This is a genomic window from Luteimonas huabeiensis HB2 (assembly GCF_000559025.1).
Lineage (GTDB): Bacteria > Pseudomonadota > Gammaproteobacteria > Xanthomonadales > Xanthomonadaceae > Luteimonas > Luteimonas huabeiensis.
Window position 1 is genome coordinate 21,876 of sequence record NZ_JAAN01000004.1, and the last position, 15,948, is coordinate 37,823.

Below are 15,948 nucleotides of genomic sequence, written 5' to 3' on the forward strand. Positions count from 1 at the left end.
GGGCGCGCCCCGGCGGTCGGGCGCGCGTCAGCGCCCGAGCGGTCCCGGCGCGTCCGCCGGCGGCGGCGCGCCGTCCGTGCCCTCGGGCGGCATCAGGGTGATCGATTCGCGCGGCGGCAGCGCGGCGACCGGCTGCCCGCGGCCGGCGCGCAACGCGTTGGCGTAGGCGAAGCGCGCGCGCGATTCGTCGCCCTGCGCCAGCCAGACGTCGCCCAGGACCTCCCAGGCCCCGGCGCCCGCGCCCTGGTCGATGGCGCGCCTGGCGTAGTCCTCGGCGCGCGCCCACTGCGCCTGTTCCGCCGACAGCCGGGCCAGCGCCAGCAGCAGCGCGGGGCTGGCCGGATGCCGCGCCAGCCAGCGCTCGCAGGTCGCGGCGCGGTGCTCCACCCGGCCCAGCGGCAGGGTGCCGTAGCGCGAGGCCAGCGACTCGTCCCAGCGCGCGTCGAGCGCCTGTTCGAGGCTCTTCGCGCCGGCCTCCTCCCAGCCGAATGCGGCCGCGCGTTCGGCATAGGCGGCCACGACCGGGGGCTCGGCGCGCAGCGGCTTGGGCAGGGCTTCCCAGCGCGCGGCCAGCGCGTTGCCGTCGTCCGCCTCGCGCAGGGACGCCGCCGCCCAGCGCAGTTCGGCGTCGTCCAGGCGTGCCTTCGGCAGCGCCTGCTGCTGGCGCAGCGCCCCCAGCAGTTCGTAGGCCTGGCTGGCCTGGCCGGAGGCGGCCAGGGCTTCGGCGCGCAGCGCCAGCCCGCGCGGCGGCAGCGGCTGCGCGGCCGGCGCGTCCAGCGCGACCAGCGCGTCGGTCGGGCGCTCCTCGGCCAGGAACAGTTCCGCCGCGGCGATCGCGCGCGCGGCCGGGTAGCGTTCGCCGAGGGCGTCGATCTCGTGCCGCGCCTGGGCGGCGTCGCCGCGCGCCCAGGCGACCTGCGCGGCGGCGATCCGCGCAGCCGCTTCGGTGTCCGGGTCGTCCTGCGCCTGCGCCAGCGACTTCGCCGCGCGCGCGTAGTGGCCCTCGTGCAGCGCGAGCAGACCCTCGCCCAGGCGCAACCGCGCCTGGCGGTCGCGGTGCCGGTTCCAGGTGCGGAAGGGGAAGCTCAGCAGGGCCCAGACCACCCACAGCACCAGCAGCGCCAGCAGCGCGATGCCGATCGCCTCGACCAGGCTGGCGCTGTAGTCGGTACCACCGTAGCGCACCAGGACCCGGCCGGTGTCGCCGGTCAGCAGCAGGTGGGCGACGACGGCGCCGATCGCGGCCAGGACGACGAGAAAGATCACGTTGCGCAGGACTTTCATGGTTCGGCTCCGCGGGCGCGTGTCGAGAAGCGGCGGCGCCGGCCCCGACGGCGCAACCGCTATTCAGGCTAGCGTGGGTGCTTGTCTGGGCGGCGTGCAGGCGGCCGACGCCTTGCGTCGCGGTTCAGCGCGGCGGCGTGGGCGGCGCGCAACAGGGCCGCCGGCTGCGGCGCATCGGCGCGGCAGACCTCGGCGAAGCCCGCCGCTTCCGCCAGCGCGGCCAGCCGCGGGCTGGCGGCGACCACCCGCGCCCGGCGCAGGCGCGCGGCGGCGTCCTCCGGCAGGGCGTCGAGGATGCGCTGCAGGGCCTCGCCGCTGGTCAGCGGCAGCAGCAGATCGCCGCGCGCGGCCTGCAGGCGGCCGATCGCGCGCGGATCCGGCGCGAGCGGCACGCGCGCGTAGACGTCGGCGCGGCGCATGCGCGCGCCGCGTTCGGCCAGCGCCTCGGGGATCTTGCCGCGGCCGCCGGGCGCGGTGACCAGCCCGACGTCGCGCCCGCGCACCCGTGCCGCCGCCAGCGGCGGCAGCGTCAGCAGGCCTTCGCTGTCCTGGCGCGCCGGCGCCAGCGCGTCCGGGACGCCGGCGCGCGCGAGCGCGGCGCGGGTGCCGGCACCGACCGCGATGCGGATGCGCCCCGGCGCGGCGAGCGCCTCGGGCAACAGCGCGGCGGCGGCGCGCACCGCGGGCGGGCTGGTGAACACCGCCACCGGTGCGGCGAGCGCGATGGCCAGCGCGCGCCGCGCCTCGTCGTCGTCGCGTGCGGCGATGCGCCAGGGCGACAGCGCGATCGTGCGCAACCCGCAGCGCGCGGCCGCCCGGCGCATCGCGGCATGATCGCCGGCGGGCCGTAGCGAGATCACGTAGGATGCCGCCCTCTCGGGCCTGCGGGAGACGGGGCTGCGCGGCATGCCGCGCAGCTTGGTCGTTCCGTCCAGCGCCTGCAAGCGACGCCGTCCCCACTGGAGTGCCGATGACCGACGACCGATCCCTTGCCGATGCCGACGCCCTGCGCCGGCTCGAGGCCCACTACGCGGGCATGCCGCCCGCCGCTGCGATGGACCTGCGCGTGCGCGACTGGGACGGCGAACGGCTGGCGCTGGCGGCGCCGCTGTCGGTGCACGTCAACGACAAGGGCTGCGCCTTCGGCGGCAGCCTTGCCTCGCTGATGACGCTGGCGGCGTGGGGCCTGGTCACGCTGCAGGTCGAGGCCGCCGGCCTGGATGCCGACGTGTTCGTGGCCGACAGCGAGCTGCGCTACCGCGCGCCGCTGTTCGCCGACCTGGTCGCCGAGGCGCGGCTGGACGAGGCGGCGTCCTGGTCCTCCTTCATCGCCACCTTGCGCGCGCGCGGCCGCGCGCGCGCGACCGTGCAGGCCACCGTGCCGTTGCCCGGCGGCGGGGTCGCGACCCAGGGCCGGCTGCGCTACGCCGCGATCCTGCGCACGCCTGCGCTTTCCGGCTGAGCGCGGCGGCGTCTACCATGCGGGCCGGGACCATGGCGGGGGAACGGGCGATGCGCAAACGGATCGGGTGGATGGCGCTGGCGCTGGCGGCGCTGCTGCTGGGGGCCTGCGCCACCGGCGGCAAGAAGGCCGAGGCGCTGGAGCGGCTGCAGTACGACTACTCGGCGGCGATCCGCTGGGGCGATTTCGAGGGCGCCTGGAACCTGGTCGATCCGGAGGTGCGGCAGGCGCGCCCGATGAGCGACCTGGAGTTCCAGCGCTTCCAGCAGATCCGGGTCTCCGGCTACCGGGAGCTGGCCTCGCGGGTCGATGCCGACAGCGCCGTGCGCGAAATCCAGATCGGGGTGATCAACCAGCACACCATGGCCGAGCGCAGCGTGCGCTATACCGAGGCCTGGCGCTACGACGCCGAGGCCGGGCGCTGGTGGCTCAGCAGCGGCCTGCCGGACTTCTGGGCCGGCCAATAGCGCGGGGGCCGATCCCCCCGCTTTGCGCCCCGCCCCGGGCTGGGCGACAATCGCCGCCCCGCTCCGCCTGCCCGATCCCGTGACCCTCGAAGAACTGCTGGCCTTCGCCGGCCGCAACCCCATGCTCTCGATGGCGCTGGCCGGCATCACGCTGGCGCTCGTCTATACCGAGATCGCCCGCCTGACGCGCGGCTTCAAGTCGCTGCGGCCCGCCGAGCTGACCGTCCTGGTCAACCGCGACAACGCGCTGGTGATCGACCTGCGCCCGATCGCCGACTTCGAGAAGGGCCACATCCCCGGCTCGAAGAACGTGCAGATGAGCCAGTTCGACCCCGAGAACAAGCAGCTCGCCGCCGCGCGCTCGCTGCCGGTGGCGCTGGTGTGCAAGACCGGCCAGACCGCCAACGCCGCGGCCAAGCGGCTGAAGAAGGCCGGCTTCGAGCAGGTCTACGTGCTGGAGGGCGGCATCGGCGCCTGGCAGCAGGCCGACCTGCCGCTCAAGCGCGGCCGCGGCTAGCCCGCGCCCCATTCCGCGCCCGCGCGGCTGCCATACGCGGGTGCCATAATCGATCCTTCACCGCATTCCAGCTTGGAGCCCGTCATGTCCGACCAACAGCCCGCCAACGGCAACGGCGCCGCCACCCCCGCCCAGGCGAACGGCCCGCAGTTCACCGTCGAGAAGATCTACGTCCGCGACGTGTCCTTCGAGTCGCCCAAGGCGCCGCAGATCTTCAACGAGCAGGCGCAGCCGCAGCTCAACATGAGCCTCAACCAGCGCGTGCAGCGCGTGGGCGAGAACGCCTACGAGGTGGTCCTGCAGATCACCCTGACCTGCACCCTGGGCGAGGGCAACACCGTCTACGTCGCCGAGGTCCAGCAGGCCGGCGTGTTCGGCCTGATCGGCTTCGAGGCCAACGTGCTCGACGCCATGCTCGGCACCCAGTGCCCGAACGTGCTCTACCCCTACGCGCGCCAGCTGCTGGGCGAGCTGATCCAGGCCGGCGGCTTCCCGCCGTTCCTGCTGCAGCCGATCAACTTCGACGCGCTCTACGCCGAGGGCCTGCGCCAGCGCGCGGCGCAGGGCCAGGGCGAAAGCAACGAGACGGTCGGCAACGCCTGACCGATGTCGCCGCGACCTCACGTCGCGGTCCTGGGAGCCGGCTCCTGGGGTACCGCGCTCGCCGCGCTGATCGCCCGCCACGACGTCCCCACCGTGCTGTGGGGACGCGACGCGGACGCGGTGGGCGCCATCGATCGAGTCCACGTCAACGCCCGCTACCTGCCGGGCATCGCCCTGCCCGGGTCGCTGCGCGCGACCGCCGACCTGGGCGCGGCGCTGGCCGGCGCCGGGCTGGTGCTGGTCGCGGTACCCTCGCACGCCTTCGCGCAGACCCTGCGCGCGATCGCGCCGCTGCGCCCGATCGGGGCCGGCGTGGCCTGGGCGACCAAGGGCTTCGAGCCCGGTTCCGGCCGTTTCCTGCACGAGGTCGCGGCCGAGGTGCTGGGCGAGGGCGTGCCGCTGGCGGTGGTGACCGGTCCCTCGTTCGCCAAGGAGGTCGCGATGGGCCTGCCGACGGCGCTGACCGTGCACGCCCGCGACGAGGCGTTCGCCGAGCGCGTGGCCGAGGTGCTGCACGGCCCGGCGTTCCGCGCCTACACCGGCACCGACATGAGCGGCGCCGAGCTCGGCGGCGCGATGAAGAACGTGCTGGCGGTGGCCACCGGCGTGGCCGACGGCATGGGCCTGGGCCTGAACGCCCGCGCCGGCCTGATCACCCGCGGCCTCAACGAGATGCTGCGCCTGAACCTGGCCATGGGCGGCCGCCCCGAGACCCTGATGGGGCTGGCGGGCCTGGGCGACCTGGTGCTGACCGCCACCGGCGACCTGTCGCGCAACCGTCGCCTGGGCCTGGCGCTCGGCCGCGGCCAGCCGCTGGAGGAGGCGGTGCGCGAGATCGGGCAGGTGGTGGAATCGGTGCAGACCGCCGACGAGGTCATGCGCCTGGCCGATCGCCACGGCGTCGAACTGCCGATCGCGGCCAACGTGCGCGACGTGCTGCACGGCGACATCACCCCCGCCGAGGGTCTGGCGCGGCTGATGGCGCGCGAACGCAAGTCGGAATACCCGGACAAGCTGTTCGCCTGAGGACGGCCTCGGCACGGTGGCGGGCCGATCCGGCCTGCGGCCGCGTCGTCGTCGGGGGCGCCGGGCTGCGCCGGCGCTCGCCGCGCCTCAATCCATCAGATGGCGCCACTTCACCATGCGCTCGCCCAGGTCGAGCGTCTCGCCGTCCACGCTGAAGCGGCCGTCGCCCTGGTGGTGGATCAGTCGCCGTTCCTCGCGCGCGGCGTCGATCCAGATCCGCTGCACCTCCAGCACCCAGAGGTCGTAGCGGCGAACGAAGCCGTCGTCGACGACGCGGCACTCCAGGTTGGCCAGGCATTCGCGCACCAGCGGGGCGTCCACGGTCTGCGCCGGCATCGGCGTCAGGCCGAAGCGCTCGAACTTGTCGAGCGAGGCGCCGGAGCAGTTGCCGATGTCCACCACGGTCTCGGCCAGATCCACCGTCGGCACGGCCAGCACGCATTCGCGGGTCTGCGACAGCGCCCGACGACTGTGGTCCCAGGGACCGACGATCGCGCCGACCAGCGGCGGATCGTGCTGGATCATCATGTGGAAGCCCATCGTCATCAGGTTGGCGCGGCCATCCGGGCCGCGCGTGGACACCAGCACGATGGGGCCGGACTCGAGGATGCGATAGGCGCTTTCCGCCGGCAATCGTTCCATCATCCGAACCGGCTCAATCGACGAAATCCGTGGCATCGGAGGCTGCGCGCCAGGCTTCCAGATCCTGGCGCACCGCGTCCATCTTCTGCTCGGCCAGGGTGGTGGCGATCCTGCCGGCGAACAGATGCACGGGCGGCTCGGCGGCATCGGCGGCCTGCACGATGAGCGCGGCCACCTTTTCCGGGTCGCCGGCCTGCTTGCCGTCCAGACCGTTGAGGTGCAGGTCCAGCGAAGCCTGGGCCTCGGTGTAGTCGGCGATCGAGCGTTCGGCCACGACGAGCGTGTCCTTGGACAGGAAGCCCGTGCGTACCGGGCCGGGATACACGACCGTGGCCTTGATGTTCAGCTCGGCGAGCTCGGCGGCCAGCGTCTCGGTCAGGCCGGCCAGCGCGAACTTGGAGGCGACGTAGCTGCCCCAGCCCGCATAGCCGCCCTGGAAGCCGACGATGGACGCCACGTTGAAGACGTGGCCGCTGCGCTGGCCGCGCAGGTGAGGCAAGGCATGGCGCAGCACGTGCAGCGGCGCGAACACGTTGACGTCGAAGTTGCGGCGCAGCTCGGCATCGCTCAGCGCCTCGATGGTGCCCTGCTGGCCGTAGCCGGCGTTGTTGACCACGAAGTCGATGCGGCCGAAGGTGGCGATGGTCTTGTCGATGGCGGCCTGCACGCTGGCTTCGTCGACCAGATCCACCTGGAGCGGCAGCAGCCGTTCGCTGCCGCCGCCGAAGGCCTGCTGCAGGCTGGCCAGCGTGCGCGAGGTGGCGGCCACGGCGTCGCCACGCGCCAAGGCCTGGCGGGCCAGCGACAGGCCGATGCCGCGCGCGGCGCCGGTGATGAACCAGACCTTGGAAGAATGTGCTTGGGATTGCATGGATGAAAACTCCTGTGGGGTCGAGAAGTGGATTGCGTTACGGAATGGCCACGCTCATGCCGCCATCGGCCATGACCACGGCGCCGACGATGTAGCTGGCCTTGTCCGACGCGAGGAAGGCGGCGACCTCGGCGATTTCCTCGGGGCGGGCCGCGCGGCCGATGGGGGCCTTGCGGCCATGCTGGGCCAGGTAGGCCTGGCCGTCGGGCTGGATGGCGTTGGTGATGTTGGTGACGGCATCGCCCGAGCCGACCGCGTTGACGCGGATGCCGTGGCCGATGGCCTCCAGCGCGAGCGTGCGGGTCAGCTGCGCCAGCGCGCCCTTGGAGGCGGCATAGGCCGCGATGCCGGCAAAGCTCTGGTAGCAGGCGTAGGAACCGATGTTGACGATGGCGCCGCTGCCCGCCGCCATCATCGGGCGCATGGCCGCGCGGGAGAACAGGAACGCCCCGGTGGCATTGACCGCCAGCACCCGGTTCCATTCCTCCAGGCTCATCTCGGCCACGGGCCGGTTGATGATGATGCCGGCGTTGTTGACGAGGATGTCCAGGCGGCCGAATCGCTCGAGCGCCGTTTCGACGGCCAACGCAGCGCTGGTTTCCTGCGCCACGTCGGCCACGACCGGCACGATGCCATCGCGCGCCAGCGCCTCGACGTTGCCGCCACGGCCGACCGCGACGATGCGCGCGCCCTGCCGATGCAGCAGCTCGACGGTCGCCCGTCCGATGCCGCTGGCGGCGCCGGTGACGATGGCCACGCGTCCGGCAAAAGGCGCGGCCTGGGAAGGCATGCTTGCGTCCGACATGAAAACTCCTTGGGAGTGAATGGATTCAGCGATCAGTACGGGCTGGCCGTCGGACGCACGATGAGCTCGCTCACGTCCACGCCATCGGGCTGCGCGATCGCGTAGGCGATCGCCTGCGCCACGGCCTGCGGCGGCAAGGCGATGCGGCGGAACTCGCGCATGGCGGCACGCGCGGTCTCGTCGGTGATGTGATCGGCCAGCTCGGACTCGACCACGCCGGGGCTGACCAGCGTGACGCGGATGGCTTCGGTCTCCTGGCGTAGGCCATCGGAGATGGCGCGCACCGCGAACTTGCTCGCGCAATAGACCGCCGAAGACGGCCACACCTGATGGGCGCCGACCGAGGCGATGTTGACGATGTGCCCCTGGCCTTGCGCCTGCATGATCGGCAGCGCAGCGGCAATGCCGTGCAGCACGCCGCGCACGTTGACGTCGAGCGTGCGGTTCCACTCGTCGATCTCCAGCGCGGCCAGGGGCGACAGCGGCATGACGCCGGCGTTGTTGACGAGCACGTCGACGCGGCCATGCGCGGCGTGCGCCCGGGCGACGATGGCCTGCAGGTCCTCGAGGCGCGTGACGTCCAGCGCCATGACTTCGACGTGGCAGCCGTCGGCGCGCAGTTCGTCCTGCAGGGCGGTGAGTCGGTCCAGGCGGCGCGCACCGATGTAAAGGTGGTGGCCTTGCCGCGCCAGATGGCGGGCCGTGGCCTCGCCGATGCCGCTGCTGGCGCCGGTGAGCACGATGACCCTGGCGGCGCCCGATGCGGTCGATTGCATGATGTCTCCTTGTGCTTTCCTGGCCAGCGCAAGGGCAAGCCAGAGGATTGCGAACAAGGCGAAATCGTAGAGACGGGGGCCTGGGCGGACTAGGTCGGTATCTCTCGCATCATTGCCTAATCCTATTCATGGCCTACCAGAAAACAGCCGTGCGATGCGAAAATATAGCCACTTCATCGTCTCATGACCGTGCCGCCATGACCCATGCACGAACCGACCTGTCGCGACAGGCGGAAATGGCCCGATTGATCCGGCGACTGGCCCCGCAGGAAGGCCATACCCGCTCGTTGCTCGATGGCGTGCGCCTGATGCGCGCCGACCGGCCCTTGGGTCGCACCCCGGTGCTGTACGAGCCGAGCATCGTCATCGTCTGCCAGGGCCACAAGCGCGGCTACCTGGCCGACCGGGTCTACCACTACGACCCCCAGCACTATCTGGTGCTGTCGGTGCCGCTGCCCTTCTCCACCGAAACCGATGCCAGCCCGCAAGAGCCCCTGCTGGCGGTGTCCGTGCGGCTGGACATGACGGCCGTGGCCGACCTGGTCATCGAGGTCGATCAGCAGGCGGGCCCCGTGCCTGCCGCCCCCGCCGGCATCGTCTCGACCCCCTTGGATGCCACGCTGGCCGATACCACCGTGCGTCTGCTGCGGGCCTTGCTGTCGCCGTTGGAAGCACGGGTGCTGGGCCCGGCCATCGTGCGGGAGCTGTGCTTTCGCGTGCTGCTCGGCGAGCAAGGCGGCGCCATCCGCGCCGCACTGGCCAGCCACGGCAACTTCGGCCGCATCGCGCGGGTGCTGCGGCGCATCCACAACGACTACGCTCAGCCGCTGAGCGTGGACACGCTGGCGCGCGAGGCGGGTCTGAGCGCGCCGGCCTTTCATGCGCATTTCAAGGCCGTCGCCGCCACCTCGCCCATCCAGTACATCAAGTCGGTGCGGCTGCACCAGGCGCGGCTGATGATGATCCGAGACCACGTGACCGCGGCGGGCGCCGCGGCCCGCGTCGGCTACGAAAGCCCTTCGCAGTTCAATCGCGAGTTCAAGCGAATGTTCGGCCGCAGCCCCGGCGAGGAAGCGCGCGAAATGCGCTCGGCGTTCGCGTTGATGGAGCCGGCCCAGCTCGAGGCAGCGGCAGCGATGCATTGACGTCTGGCGTCCTTGCCGATCCCGCGGGCACGAACGCGGCACTCGTCGAGTGCAAGCCCGGGAGATCCAGGCTCATCTTCCTTCGGCCAGACATTGCCGCAACAGCCCCTTCGCGTAAGCGATGCTGGGCGGCGCCGAAGTAAACAGAATGCGGTAGATCACCGGCGCGACCACCTGATCCAGCAGTCTCTGCGCATCAGGCGGCGAGGCGCCTTGCGCCACGCCTCTGGCGGCGATGCTGTCCAAGGTGCCGAGGATGCACGCCGTGCATTGCGCCGCCCGCTCGGTCGTGCCCAGCGCCAGCGCTTCGCGCAACAACTCCCGACCCGGGCCGGAACTCATCTCATCGACGAACTGCTCCAGCCACGCCGCCAGATCGTTGCGCCAGTCGCCGCTGTCGGGCGGCAGCGCATCGGCCTGGAACTGGCGTACCGCCACATCGGCCAGCAACTGCCCCACGTCGCCCCAGCGACGGTAGATGGTCGATGGCGTCACGTTCGCGCGCGCCGCAATCATCGGCACGGTGATCGCGGCGGTAGGCATTTCTTGCTTGAGTGCTTCCACGGCGCCCAGCACGGCGGCCTGAATGCGTGCGGCGCGTCCGCCGGGGCGAACGCCCGCCGGCGGCGTGGCTTCCGGCTGATTTCGCGAATGAGATCCTGGGTGCTTCATGGCGTTGCCCGTCGCTGGCGTTGCGCTGTTGATCAGCACTAACGCAAAAAATTTGCGTTAGTGCTAGAGTGGCGCCTCGAACGCAGTATTTTAGCTTTTATAGAAAGCGCCACGACATGACCCCTCCCCGGCACACACGGCCGGCCAGCGCAGGCATCAAGTCCGCGCTGGCCCTGCACGGCCTGACCCTCCTCCTGTTCTTCGCGGCGTCGAGCATGACCACGCCGCTCTTTCCGCTGTACCAGGCCGGCTGGGGCGTCTCGGCCTTCCAGATCAGCGTGATCTTTGCGGCCTACGTCGGGGCATTGCTGCTCTCCCTGCTCCTCCTGGGCACGCTGTCCAACCATTTCGGCAGGCGAGCAGCAATTGCGGCTGCACTCGTCGTGCAAGGCATCGCGATGGTCATGTTTCTCGTTGCCAACAGCGGCCAGTGGCTGATTGCCGCGCGGCTGGTGCAAGGCTTCGCCGCCGGGATTGCGACCACGGCCGTGGGCGCGGCGCTGCTGGATGTGGATCAAAGGGCAGGGGCGATGATCAGTAGCCTGGCTCCCATGGTCGGCATGGCCGTGGGCGCGCTCGGTGCGGGTGCATTGGTCCAGTTCGCGCCGCTGCCCTTGCGCCTGGTGTATGCGGTGGCCTTGGGTATCAGCCTGATCCAGCTCTGGCGGACGTCGCGTTCGGCCGAGACGTTCCCCGATCGAGACGGCAGTGGCTGGTCCCTGCGCCCGAGCGTCGAGATTCCACGCGCCCTGCGCCCGACGTTCGTGCGCATGCTGCCGCTGAATTTGGCGGTATGGGGCCTGGGCGCGATGTTTCTCTCCGTGCTGCCAGGGGCGGTTCACGAAATGGCCTCCGCCCGGTCCACGGCATGGCTGAGCGGCGCTGCGGTTGGCGCCATGACACTGGCGGGGGCGGCTTCGGTGCTGATGTTTCGCAACAGCTCCCCGGCAGACGCCCGTCGCTGGGCCGGGCTGACCATCATCATCGGCACCGCGCTGGTTCTCGCCGGTACCGCACTGCGCAGTCCGATGCTGGTCCTGTCGGGATCGCTGCCGACAGGCGTCGGGTTCGGCGCCGGATTTTTGGGCGTGCTGCGCAGCCTCGTGAGCAAAGCGCGCGCGCAAGAACGCGCCGGGCTGGTCTCGGCCTTCTACATTGCGAGCTACCTGCCCAACGCACTTCTGGCCATGGCCGCAGGCTACCTCGCCCAGCATCTTGGTCCTATGCAAGCAGCGCAAGGCCTCGGTGCGCTCATCGTGGCGATGGCATGTTGGTCGCTAACCATCAGGATCGAGCCCTCGCTGTAGGCTTTCAGCATGGGCGGGATCTTCGTCGCCGCACATCGGCCTTGTGTCTCCGACGATGAGCAAGCCCCAAGCGTCAGTGCACGGTCGAAGACCGGGGGCGGACGGCCGCCCCGGGCTTGCGGCTCATGCGGGCGCCTGGGCCGGTCCGAACCAACGAAGCGGGATCGTGTGCGAGAGCCAGCCGGCCACCGAGCCGACCAGGCTCGCGGTGAACAGTTGCGCGAGGCTTTCCATCGAGGGCTGCAGATGGGCGGCGAACCAGGCAACCAGGCCCAGAAAGTAGCCGAGCAGGTTGTTCAGGATCGGCAGGCCGCGCAGACCGACCACTGCCAGCGCCACGACGAAGACGACCAGGGGCAAGGCCAGGCCTGGCCCCATGGCGGGTGCCAGTCTTGCGATCGCCAGGGACGCGCCCGCACCGATGACCAGACCCAGGCCGACGCAGGCCAGGTTCTCGAAGGCGGCCCGGATGTTCGCCCCGCGCGTGAAGAAGGCGATCCAGCCGACGAACATCGCCCACACGGGCAAGGACAGCGCCAGGCTCGTCGCGGCCGCCAGCGCAGCGGCCACCGCCGCGACCAGGGTGGACACGGCAAAGCGGCAGCGCGAGGGATGGGGTGGGGACATGAGGCTTGCTCCGGTATGGGGTTCGAGGGGGCGTGAGCAGTCCGCCGATCGCCATCGAGCGCGGATCGGCGCCTCCCTGGCGGGGTCAGACCGGAGTTGCCGGTTTCAGCAGGTCCGACAGGCCGACGCGATGCAGCATTTCGGCACGCAGACGATCGAGCACCGCGAAGCCGACATCGGCGCCGTCCTGGGCCGGGTCATGGTGGATGCGGAAGGGACGCTGGCCGAACGGCATGTCCACCACCTCGGCGATCATGTCGGCGACCCGTGCCGGGTCGGCATCGTCGGACACGATCTCGGCGAAGGCCCGTTGCACCTGTTCGCCGAACCTGGCGTACGGCCCTGCCTCGTATTCGGCAAGACGCGCCGTGTCGGCGGGACGGACGGTCCCTATCGTCGCGCGGGCATCTCCGACGGGCTGGATGCGGCGCCCATTTCCACCGACGAGACTCTGAGCCGGCTGGCGCAGGTGCCCTTGAATACTCCCTGGCGACCAATGTCCTGGGCAGGGTGATCGAGCACGTCACGCAAACAACCCTTGCGGGCGCGGTACGACGCCTGGTCGCCGAGCCGGCCGGCATGCGCGACACTGGCTTCCGGCCCACCGACCGCAGTCGAGTGAGCGTGCCCTATCTCGACGGCGACCCCGTTCCTCGGCGAATGCAAGCGCAGACATTCGTCACCATTCCCACGGGCATTGCATGGTGGCACTGGGCATCATGAGCGCTCCCACGCCGGAGCACGCCCATGTCGCAAGGCCTCTTGCCGCCGCGCGATCGCGGACCTTGGCGGGATTCGTCCGGTGCGTCGAGCGCGGAATCGCCATCGGCGAACTCGCCGCGGACGCCGAGCCGCGAGCCGTGGGCAATGCCTTCAACAGCTTTCTTCTTGGCGTTTCGATATCGGTCAGGGATTGCATGAAGCTTTCGACCGTCAACACGTCCATCGCGCGGACGATGACGCTGTGGGATGCCTGCAGAAGGTAGCGGGCCTGAAGGCCCATGCCGCCGTGGATCATCGTCTTGCCGTCCCTCAGACCGCGTCTGGCCGCGAGATCCCGTAGGCCCGACCCGCGGCAAGGCAGCGCAGCTTCTATCGCGCCTTCGAGAAACGCCGCGGCTGAGGCATTTCTCCGATCGCCTGGACGCGCGTTCCGTCTGTCTGCACGCGCAGTCGCGCCCCCGCCTGTTCCAGGCGCCTGACCATGTGGGCGGGATCGATCAGGGTGGATGGCAGATAGAGCCCGGGCGCCACGACGCCCGTGCCGGGCAACCCGAGCAGAGCCTCGATCCCGACGGCGACGCCGATCCCGGTGAGCGCGGTCTGGCCGCCCGCGTGGGAGAGTTGCGCCTTCAGTTCCGCTCTTTCGCCATCGGCGAGCATGCCGGTGATCTCGTACACGATCTCCACCGATGGCTGGCCCGTCGCGCGACGGCCGGGCGTTTCGGCAAGCACGAAGTCGAGCCGGATGGTGGGCGCATCGGACTTCGCGGCCAGTTCCGGCACATCGAACGATGGGAAACTCTCGCCCCGATACGTTGTGCCGTCGAGCAGGGAGAAGCTGCGGCTGCCCTGTCCAGCATCGGGCTGCACCCATTCGCCTGCCGCCAGCAGGAAGCCGGGCGCCTTGTCGCCGAAATCTTCCGCATCGCTCTGGCTGGCTGGGCCGCCAAGATCCTGCTCGTCCATCACCGCGCCGATGGCGATGCGATCGACACTGGAGAAACGGCGCATCACCTCCAGCGCCGCCAGCACCAGGGTGCCGGCGAAGCTGGTGTCCTGCAGCAGGCTGGCGGACCGCCCGCGGCCGCCGATCTGCACCGCCAGCTTCGGCGCCAGGTGAGTGAGCTGCGTCGCGATGCTGGTGTATGGGATGCCCTCGCGCACGGCGTATTTCGCCGGGTGCGTCGAAAGGTCGTTGGTCAATACGGCGATGCCGCTGATCTTCAGACCGGGCGGCAAACCCAGATCCGTTCTGCGGGTATCGACGGCCACGCCTACGGCATTGCCGATGGCGTGCGCAGCTGCTTGCGCTTTCCGCACGTCGCGCCCGGCCAGAGCGAGTGGAAGATCAGGCCGAAACTGCCGCAAGAACTTGACGGTCTGCGTGCCGACGGTGCCATAGCCGCCAACGATGAGAAAGGGATTCATGCTCGTGCTGTCTCATTGCGGAATTCATGGTGAAGCGCCGTCCCGGAGGCCTCGATGGATGCAGTTCCGGTGCACCTCGCAAGCGCGCATCGGGCGCTGATCGTCGTGGGCATATCGGGCGCTCGCCTGAGCGATCGACAACCCTGCCGTGGCGGTCCCGGGCACGGCCCGGCGAAGTACCGGTGGCGCCAGCGCCGAACAAAAAAAGACCCGGCCGTTTCGGGCCGGGTCCAGCGTCGCGCGTCCGGGGGAGAGAGAGCGCGGTGCGACGCGACCGCGGCGAGGGGGCGCCGCGGGTGTTGCGCTGTTACCAGGTGAAACGCGGGCCGACGAACCACTGGGTGTCGCCGCCGGAGAACTTGACGTCGCCGGACAGGCCCCAGTTCGGGGTGAACTTCCACTGCGCGCCCAGGCGGCCGTAGAAATCGTCGTCGTAACCGCTGCCGTAGTCCTCGTAGCCCGCCAGCGCGTAGCCCTCGAAGCTCGGCGCCAGCGCGCCGCGCAGGCCGACCTCGACGCTGTAGCCGTCGACATCCAGCCCACGGCCGGCGTCGAACTTCTCGTAGGCCACGCGGGTGATCAGGTCGGCGTTCGGGGAGATGCCGTGGTTGTAGCCCAGGCCCACGCGCCACTGGTCGAAGTCGTTGCTGCTGTGGTCGAGCTCCTGGTTCTGGTAGCTGCCGAACACGGAGAAGTTGGGATGGAACGCGATCGAGGCGTTGACGCCGAAGCCGTCGGCGTCGAGGTCGGCGTTGGTCGCCGTGTAGCCGCCCTCGACGTAGTTGTAGGACAGCGGGGACGCCGACTGCGCGGAGGCGGCCAGCGGCAGCGCCGCCAGCAGGCCGGCGGCGATCAGGGAAGCGGGGATACGGCTCATTCGGGGTCTTGCCTCGTTTTATTTTTCTCGAAGATAGGGCCGGCCCGGGTGGCGAGGGAGGGGAGGGAGTGCGATTCCTGAGCAGAACGGCACACGCACCACCCGGGCCGGCCGATGCATTCTGCGCAAGCCTCGGCAACGTGCCCTGAAGCGCGAACCGGGACCGGCCGGAACTTTCCCGTCGCGTTCATGTCATCGCCGCAGCATGCGCTGCGGTGGGACAATGCGTTCCGCCGAGCCCACGTCCATGCCCGACCTCGAACTCCGTCCGCTGCTGCATCTGGTCCTGCACCTGCTGGTGCCGATCGCCGTGGCGCGCCTGGCGTGGCCGGCGCAGTGGCGCCGCGCCGCGGCGTGGATGCTGGCCGGCTGGCTGATCGACCTCGACCATCTGCTGGCCGATCCGGTCTACGCGCCCGGGCGCTGCAGCCTCGGTTTCCATCCGCTGCACACGCTGCCGGCGATCGGTCTCTACGGCGTGCTGGCGCTGGTGCCGCGCACGCGCTGGTTCGGCACCGGCCTGCTGATCCACATCGCGCTGGACGGGATCGACTGCCTGTTGATGTAGGCCCTGGGCCGTATCGACATGCAGCGTGCGGAAGAATCCTTCCCCGCAATCTGGTCTTTTCCTTCCTCGCAAGCGGGGAGCACTCTGTTTTTTCCTTCCCTCGCAAGCGGGGAGCACTCCGTTTTTTCTTCCCCCGCAAGCGGGGGAA

The 15,948-nt window shown here is 70.5% G+C and carries 19 protein-coding genes and 1 pseudogene; 8 read left to right on the plus strand and 12 right to left on the minus strand.

Annotation, left to right across the window (positions count from 1 at the left end; all coding sequences use genetic code 11):
• Positions 1 to 27 precede the first annotated feature (27 nt).
• On the minus strand, positions 28 to 1,284 hold the full coding sequence (locus Z164_RS0100545) for a heme biosynthesis protein HemY (RefSeq protein WP_024888802.1): 1,257 nt from the start codon (positions 1,282 to 1,284) through the stop codon (positions 28 to 30).
• 68 nt (positions 1,285 to 1,352) lie between these two features.
• On the minus strand, positions 1,353 to 2,108 hold the full coding sequence (locus Z164_RS0100550) for a uroporphyrinogen-III synthase (RefSeq protein ID WP_236621725.1): 756 nt from the start codon (positions 2,106 to 2,108) through the stop codon (positions 1,353 to 1,355).
• Positions 2,109 to 2,254: 146 nt separating this feature from the next.
• Between Z164_RS0100550 and Z164_RS0100555 the strand changes: the two genes are divergently transcribed.
• From Z164_RS0100555 to Z164_RS0100575, 5 genes are all read left to right on the plus strand, one after another.
• Positions 2,255 to 2,746, plus strand: a complete 492-nt coding sequence (locus Z164_RS0100555) for a YiiD C-terminal domain-containing protein (protein ID WP_024888804.1) — start codon at positions 2,255 to 2,257, stop codon at positions 2,744 to 2,746.
• Between the two features lie 50 nt (positions 2,747 to 2,796).
• The gene (locus tag Z164_RS0100560; protein WP_024888805.1) at positions 2,797 to 3,213 is read left to right on the plus strand and encodes a hypothetical protein; all 417 of its coding nucleotides are present in this window, start codon (positions 2,797 to 2,799) and stop codon (positions 3,211 to 3,213) included.
• A 79-nt stretch (positions 3,214 to 3,292) separates the two neighbouring features.
• Positions 3,293 to 3,730: a rhodanese-like domain-containing protein gene (locus Z164_RS0100565; protein WP_152540821.1), complete on the plus strand. Its 438-nt coding sequence runs from the start codon at positions 3,293 to 3,295 to the stop codon at positions 3,728 to 3,730.
• Positions 3,731 to 3,814: 84 nt separating this feature from the next.
• Entirely contained in the window at positions 3,815 to 4,333 is a 519-nt protein-coding gene (secB, locus tag Z164_RS0100570; RefSeq protein WP_024888807.1) for a protein-export chaperone SecB, read from the plus strand.
• Between the two features lie 3 nt (positions 4,334 to 4,336).
• Positions 4,337 to 5,359: an NAD(P)H-dependent glycerol-3-phosphate dehydrogenase gene (locus Z164_RS0100575; protein WP_024888808.1), complete on the plus strand. Its 1,023-nt coding sequence runs from the start codon at positions 4,337 to 4,339 to the stop codon at positions 5,357 to 5,359.
• 87 nt (positions 5,360 to 5,446) lie between these two features.
• On the opposite strand, the gene Z164_RS0100580 is transcribed toward Z164_RS0100575, so the two are convergent.
• The 4 genes from Z164_RS0100580 to Z164_RS0100595 are packed head-to-tail and all read right to left on the minus strand — an operon-like array spanning position 5,447 to position 8,453.
• Positions 5,447 to 6,004 (minus strand): flavin reductase family protein, encoded by a 558-nt coding sequence (locus Z164_RS0100580; protein WP_152540822.1) that lies wholly within the window; start codon positions 6,002 to 6,004, stop codon positions 5,447 to 5,449.
• 10 nt (positions 6,005 to 6,014) lie between these two features.
• Positions 6,015 to 6,872 carry an SDR family oxidoreductase gene (locus Z164_RS0100585; RefSeq protein ID WP_024888810.1) on the minus strand — a complete coding sequence of 286 codons (858 nt, stop codon included), beginning with the start codon at positions 6,870 to 6,872 and terminating at the stop codon, positions 6,015 to 6,017.
• A 37-nt stretch (positions 6,873 to 6,909) separates the two neighbouring features.
• Complete coding sequence (locus Z164_RS0100590) at positions 6,910 to 7,677, minus strand: SDR family NAD(P)-dependent oxidoreductase (protein WP_024888811.1); 768 nt, start codon at positions 7,675 to 7,677, stop codon at positions 6,910 to 6,912.
• A 32-nt stretch (positions 7,678 to 7,709) separates the two neighbouring features.
• On the minus strand, positions 7,710 to 8,453 hold the full coding sequence (locus Z164_RS0100595) for an SDR family oxidoreductase (protein ID WP_024888812.1): 744 nt from the start codon (positions 8,451 to 8,453) through the stop codon (positions 7,710 to 7,712).
• A 128-nt stretch (positions 8,454 to 8,581) separates the two neighbouring features.
• Between Z164_RS0100595 and Z164_RS0100600 the strand changes: the two genes are divergently transcribed.
• A complete protein-coding gene (locus tag Z164_RS0100600; protein WP_236621726.1) occupies positions 8,582 to 9,598 on the plus strand; it encodes an AraC family transcriptional regulator in 1,017 nt (338 codons plus the stop codon).
• Positions 9,599 to 9,670: 72 nt separating this feature from the next.
• Here Z164_RS0100600 and Z164_RS0100605 read toward each other — a convergent pair whose 3' ends face one another.
• On the minus strand, positions 9,671 to 10,309 hold the full coding sequence (locus Z164_RS0100605; RefSeq protein ID WP_201769553.1) for a TetR/AcrR family transcriptional regulator: 639 nt from the start codon (positions 10,307 to 10,309) through the stop codon (positions 9,671 to 9,673).
• Between the two features lie 77 nt (positions 10,310 to 10,386).
• Here Z164_RS0100605 and Z164_RS0100610 point away from each other — a divergent pair, with 77 nt between their 5' ends.
• On the plus strand, positions 10,387 to 11,577 hold the full coding sequence (locus Z164_RS0100610) for an MFS transporter (RefSeq protein WP_024888815.1): 1,191 nt from the start codon (positions 10,387 to 10,389) through the stop codon (positions 11,575 to 11,577).
• Positions 11,578 to 11,700: 123 nt separating this feature from the next.
• Here Z164_RS0100610 and Z164_RS0100615 read toward each other — a convergent pair whose 3' ends face one another.
• From Z164_RS0100615 to Z164_RS0100635, 5 genes and pseudogenes are all read right to left on the minus strand, one after another.
• Positions 11,701 to 12,204, minus strand: coding sequence for a DUF1097 domain-containing protein (locus Z164_RS0100615; protein WP_043688840.1), 504 nt, complete (start codon positions 12,202 to 12,204; stop codon positions 11,701 to 11,703).
• An 85-nt stretch (positions 12,205 to 12,289) separates the two neighbouring features.
• A pseudogene (locus Z164_RS23045) lies at positions 12,290 to 12,583 on the minus strand (oxidoreductase); the annotation flags it as partial.
• A 300-nt stretch (positions 12,584 to 12,883) separates the two neighbouring features.
• Complete coding sequence (locus tag Z164_RS22925; RefSeq protein ID WP_152540824.1) at positions 12,884 to 13,222, minus strand: hypothetical protein; 339 nt, start codon at positions 13,220 to 13,222, stop codon at positions 12,884 to 12,886.
• A gap of 74 nt (positions 13,223 to 13,296) precedes the next feature.
• A complete protein-coding gene (locus Z164_RS0100630) occupies positions 13,297 to 14,355 on the minus strand; it encodes a hypothetical protein (protein ID WP_152540825.1) in 1,059 nt (352 codons plus the stop codon).
• Positions 14,356 to 14,662: 307 nt separating this feature from the next.
• Positions 14,663 to 15,232: an outer membrane beta-barrel protein gene (locus tag Z164_RS0100635; protein WP_043688843.1), complete on the minus strand. Its 570-nt coding sequence runs from the start codon at positions 15,230 to 15,232 to the stop codon at positions 14,663 to 14,665.
• A gap of 247 nt (positions 15,233 to 15,479) precedes the next feature.
• On the opposite strand from Z164_RS0100635, the gene Z164_RS0100640 reads away from it, so the two are divergent.
• Entirely contained in the window at positions 15,480 to 15,800 is a 321-nt protein-coding gene (locus Z164_RS0100640; RefSeq protein WP_024888820.1) for a DUF6122 family protein, read from the plus strand.
• The last annotated feature ends 148 nt before the right edge of the window (positions 15,801 to 15,948 follow it).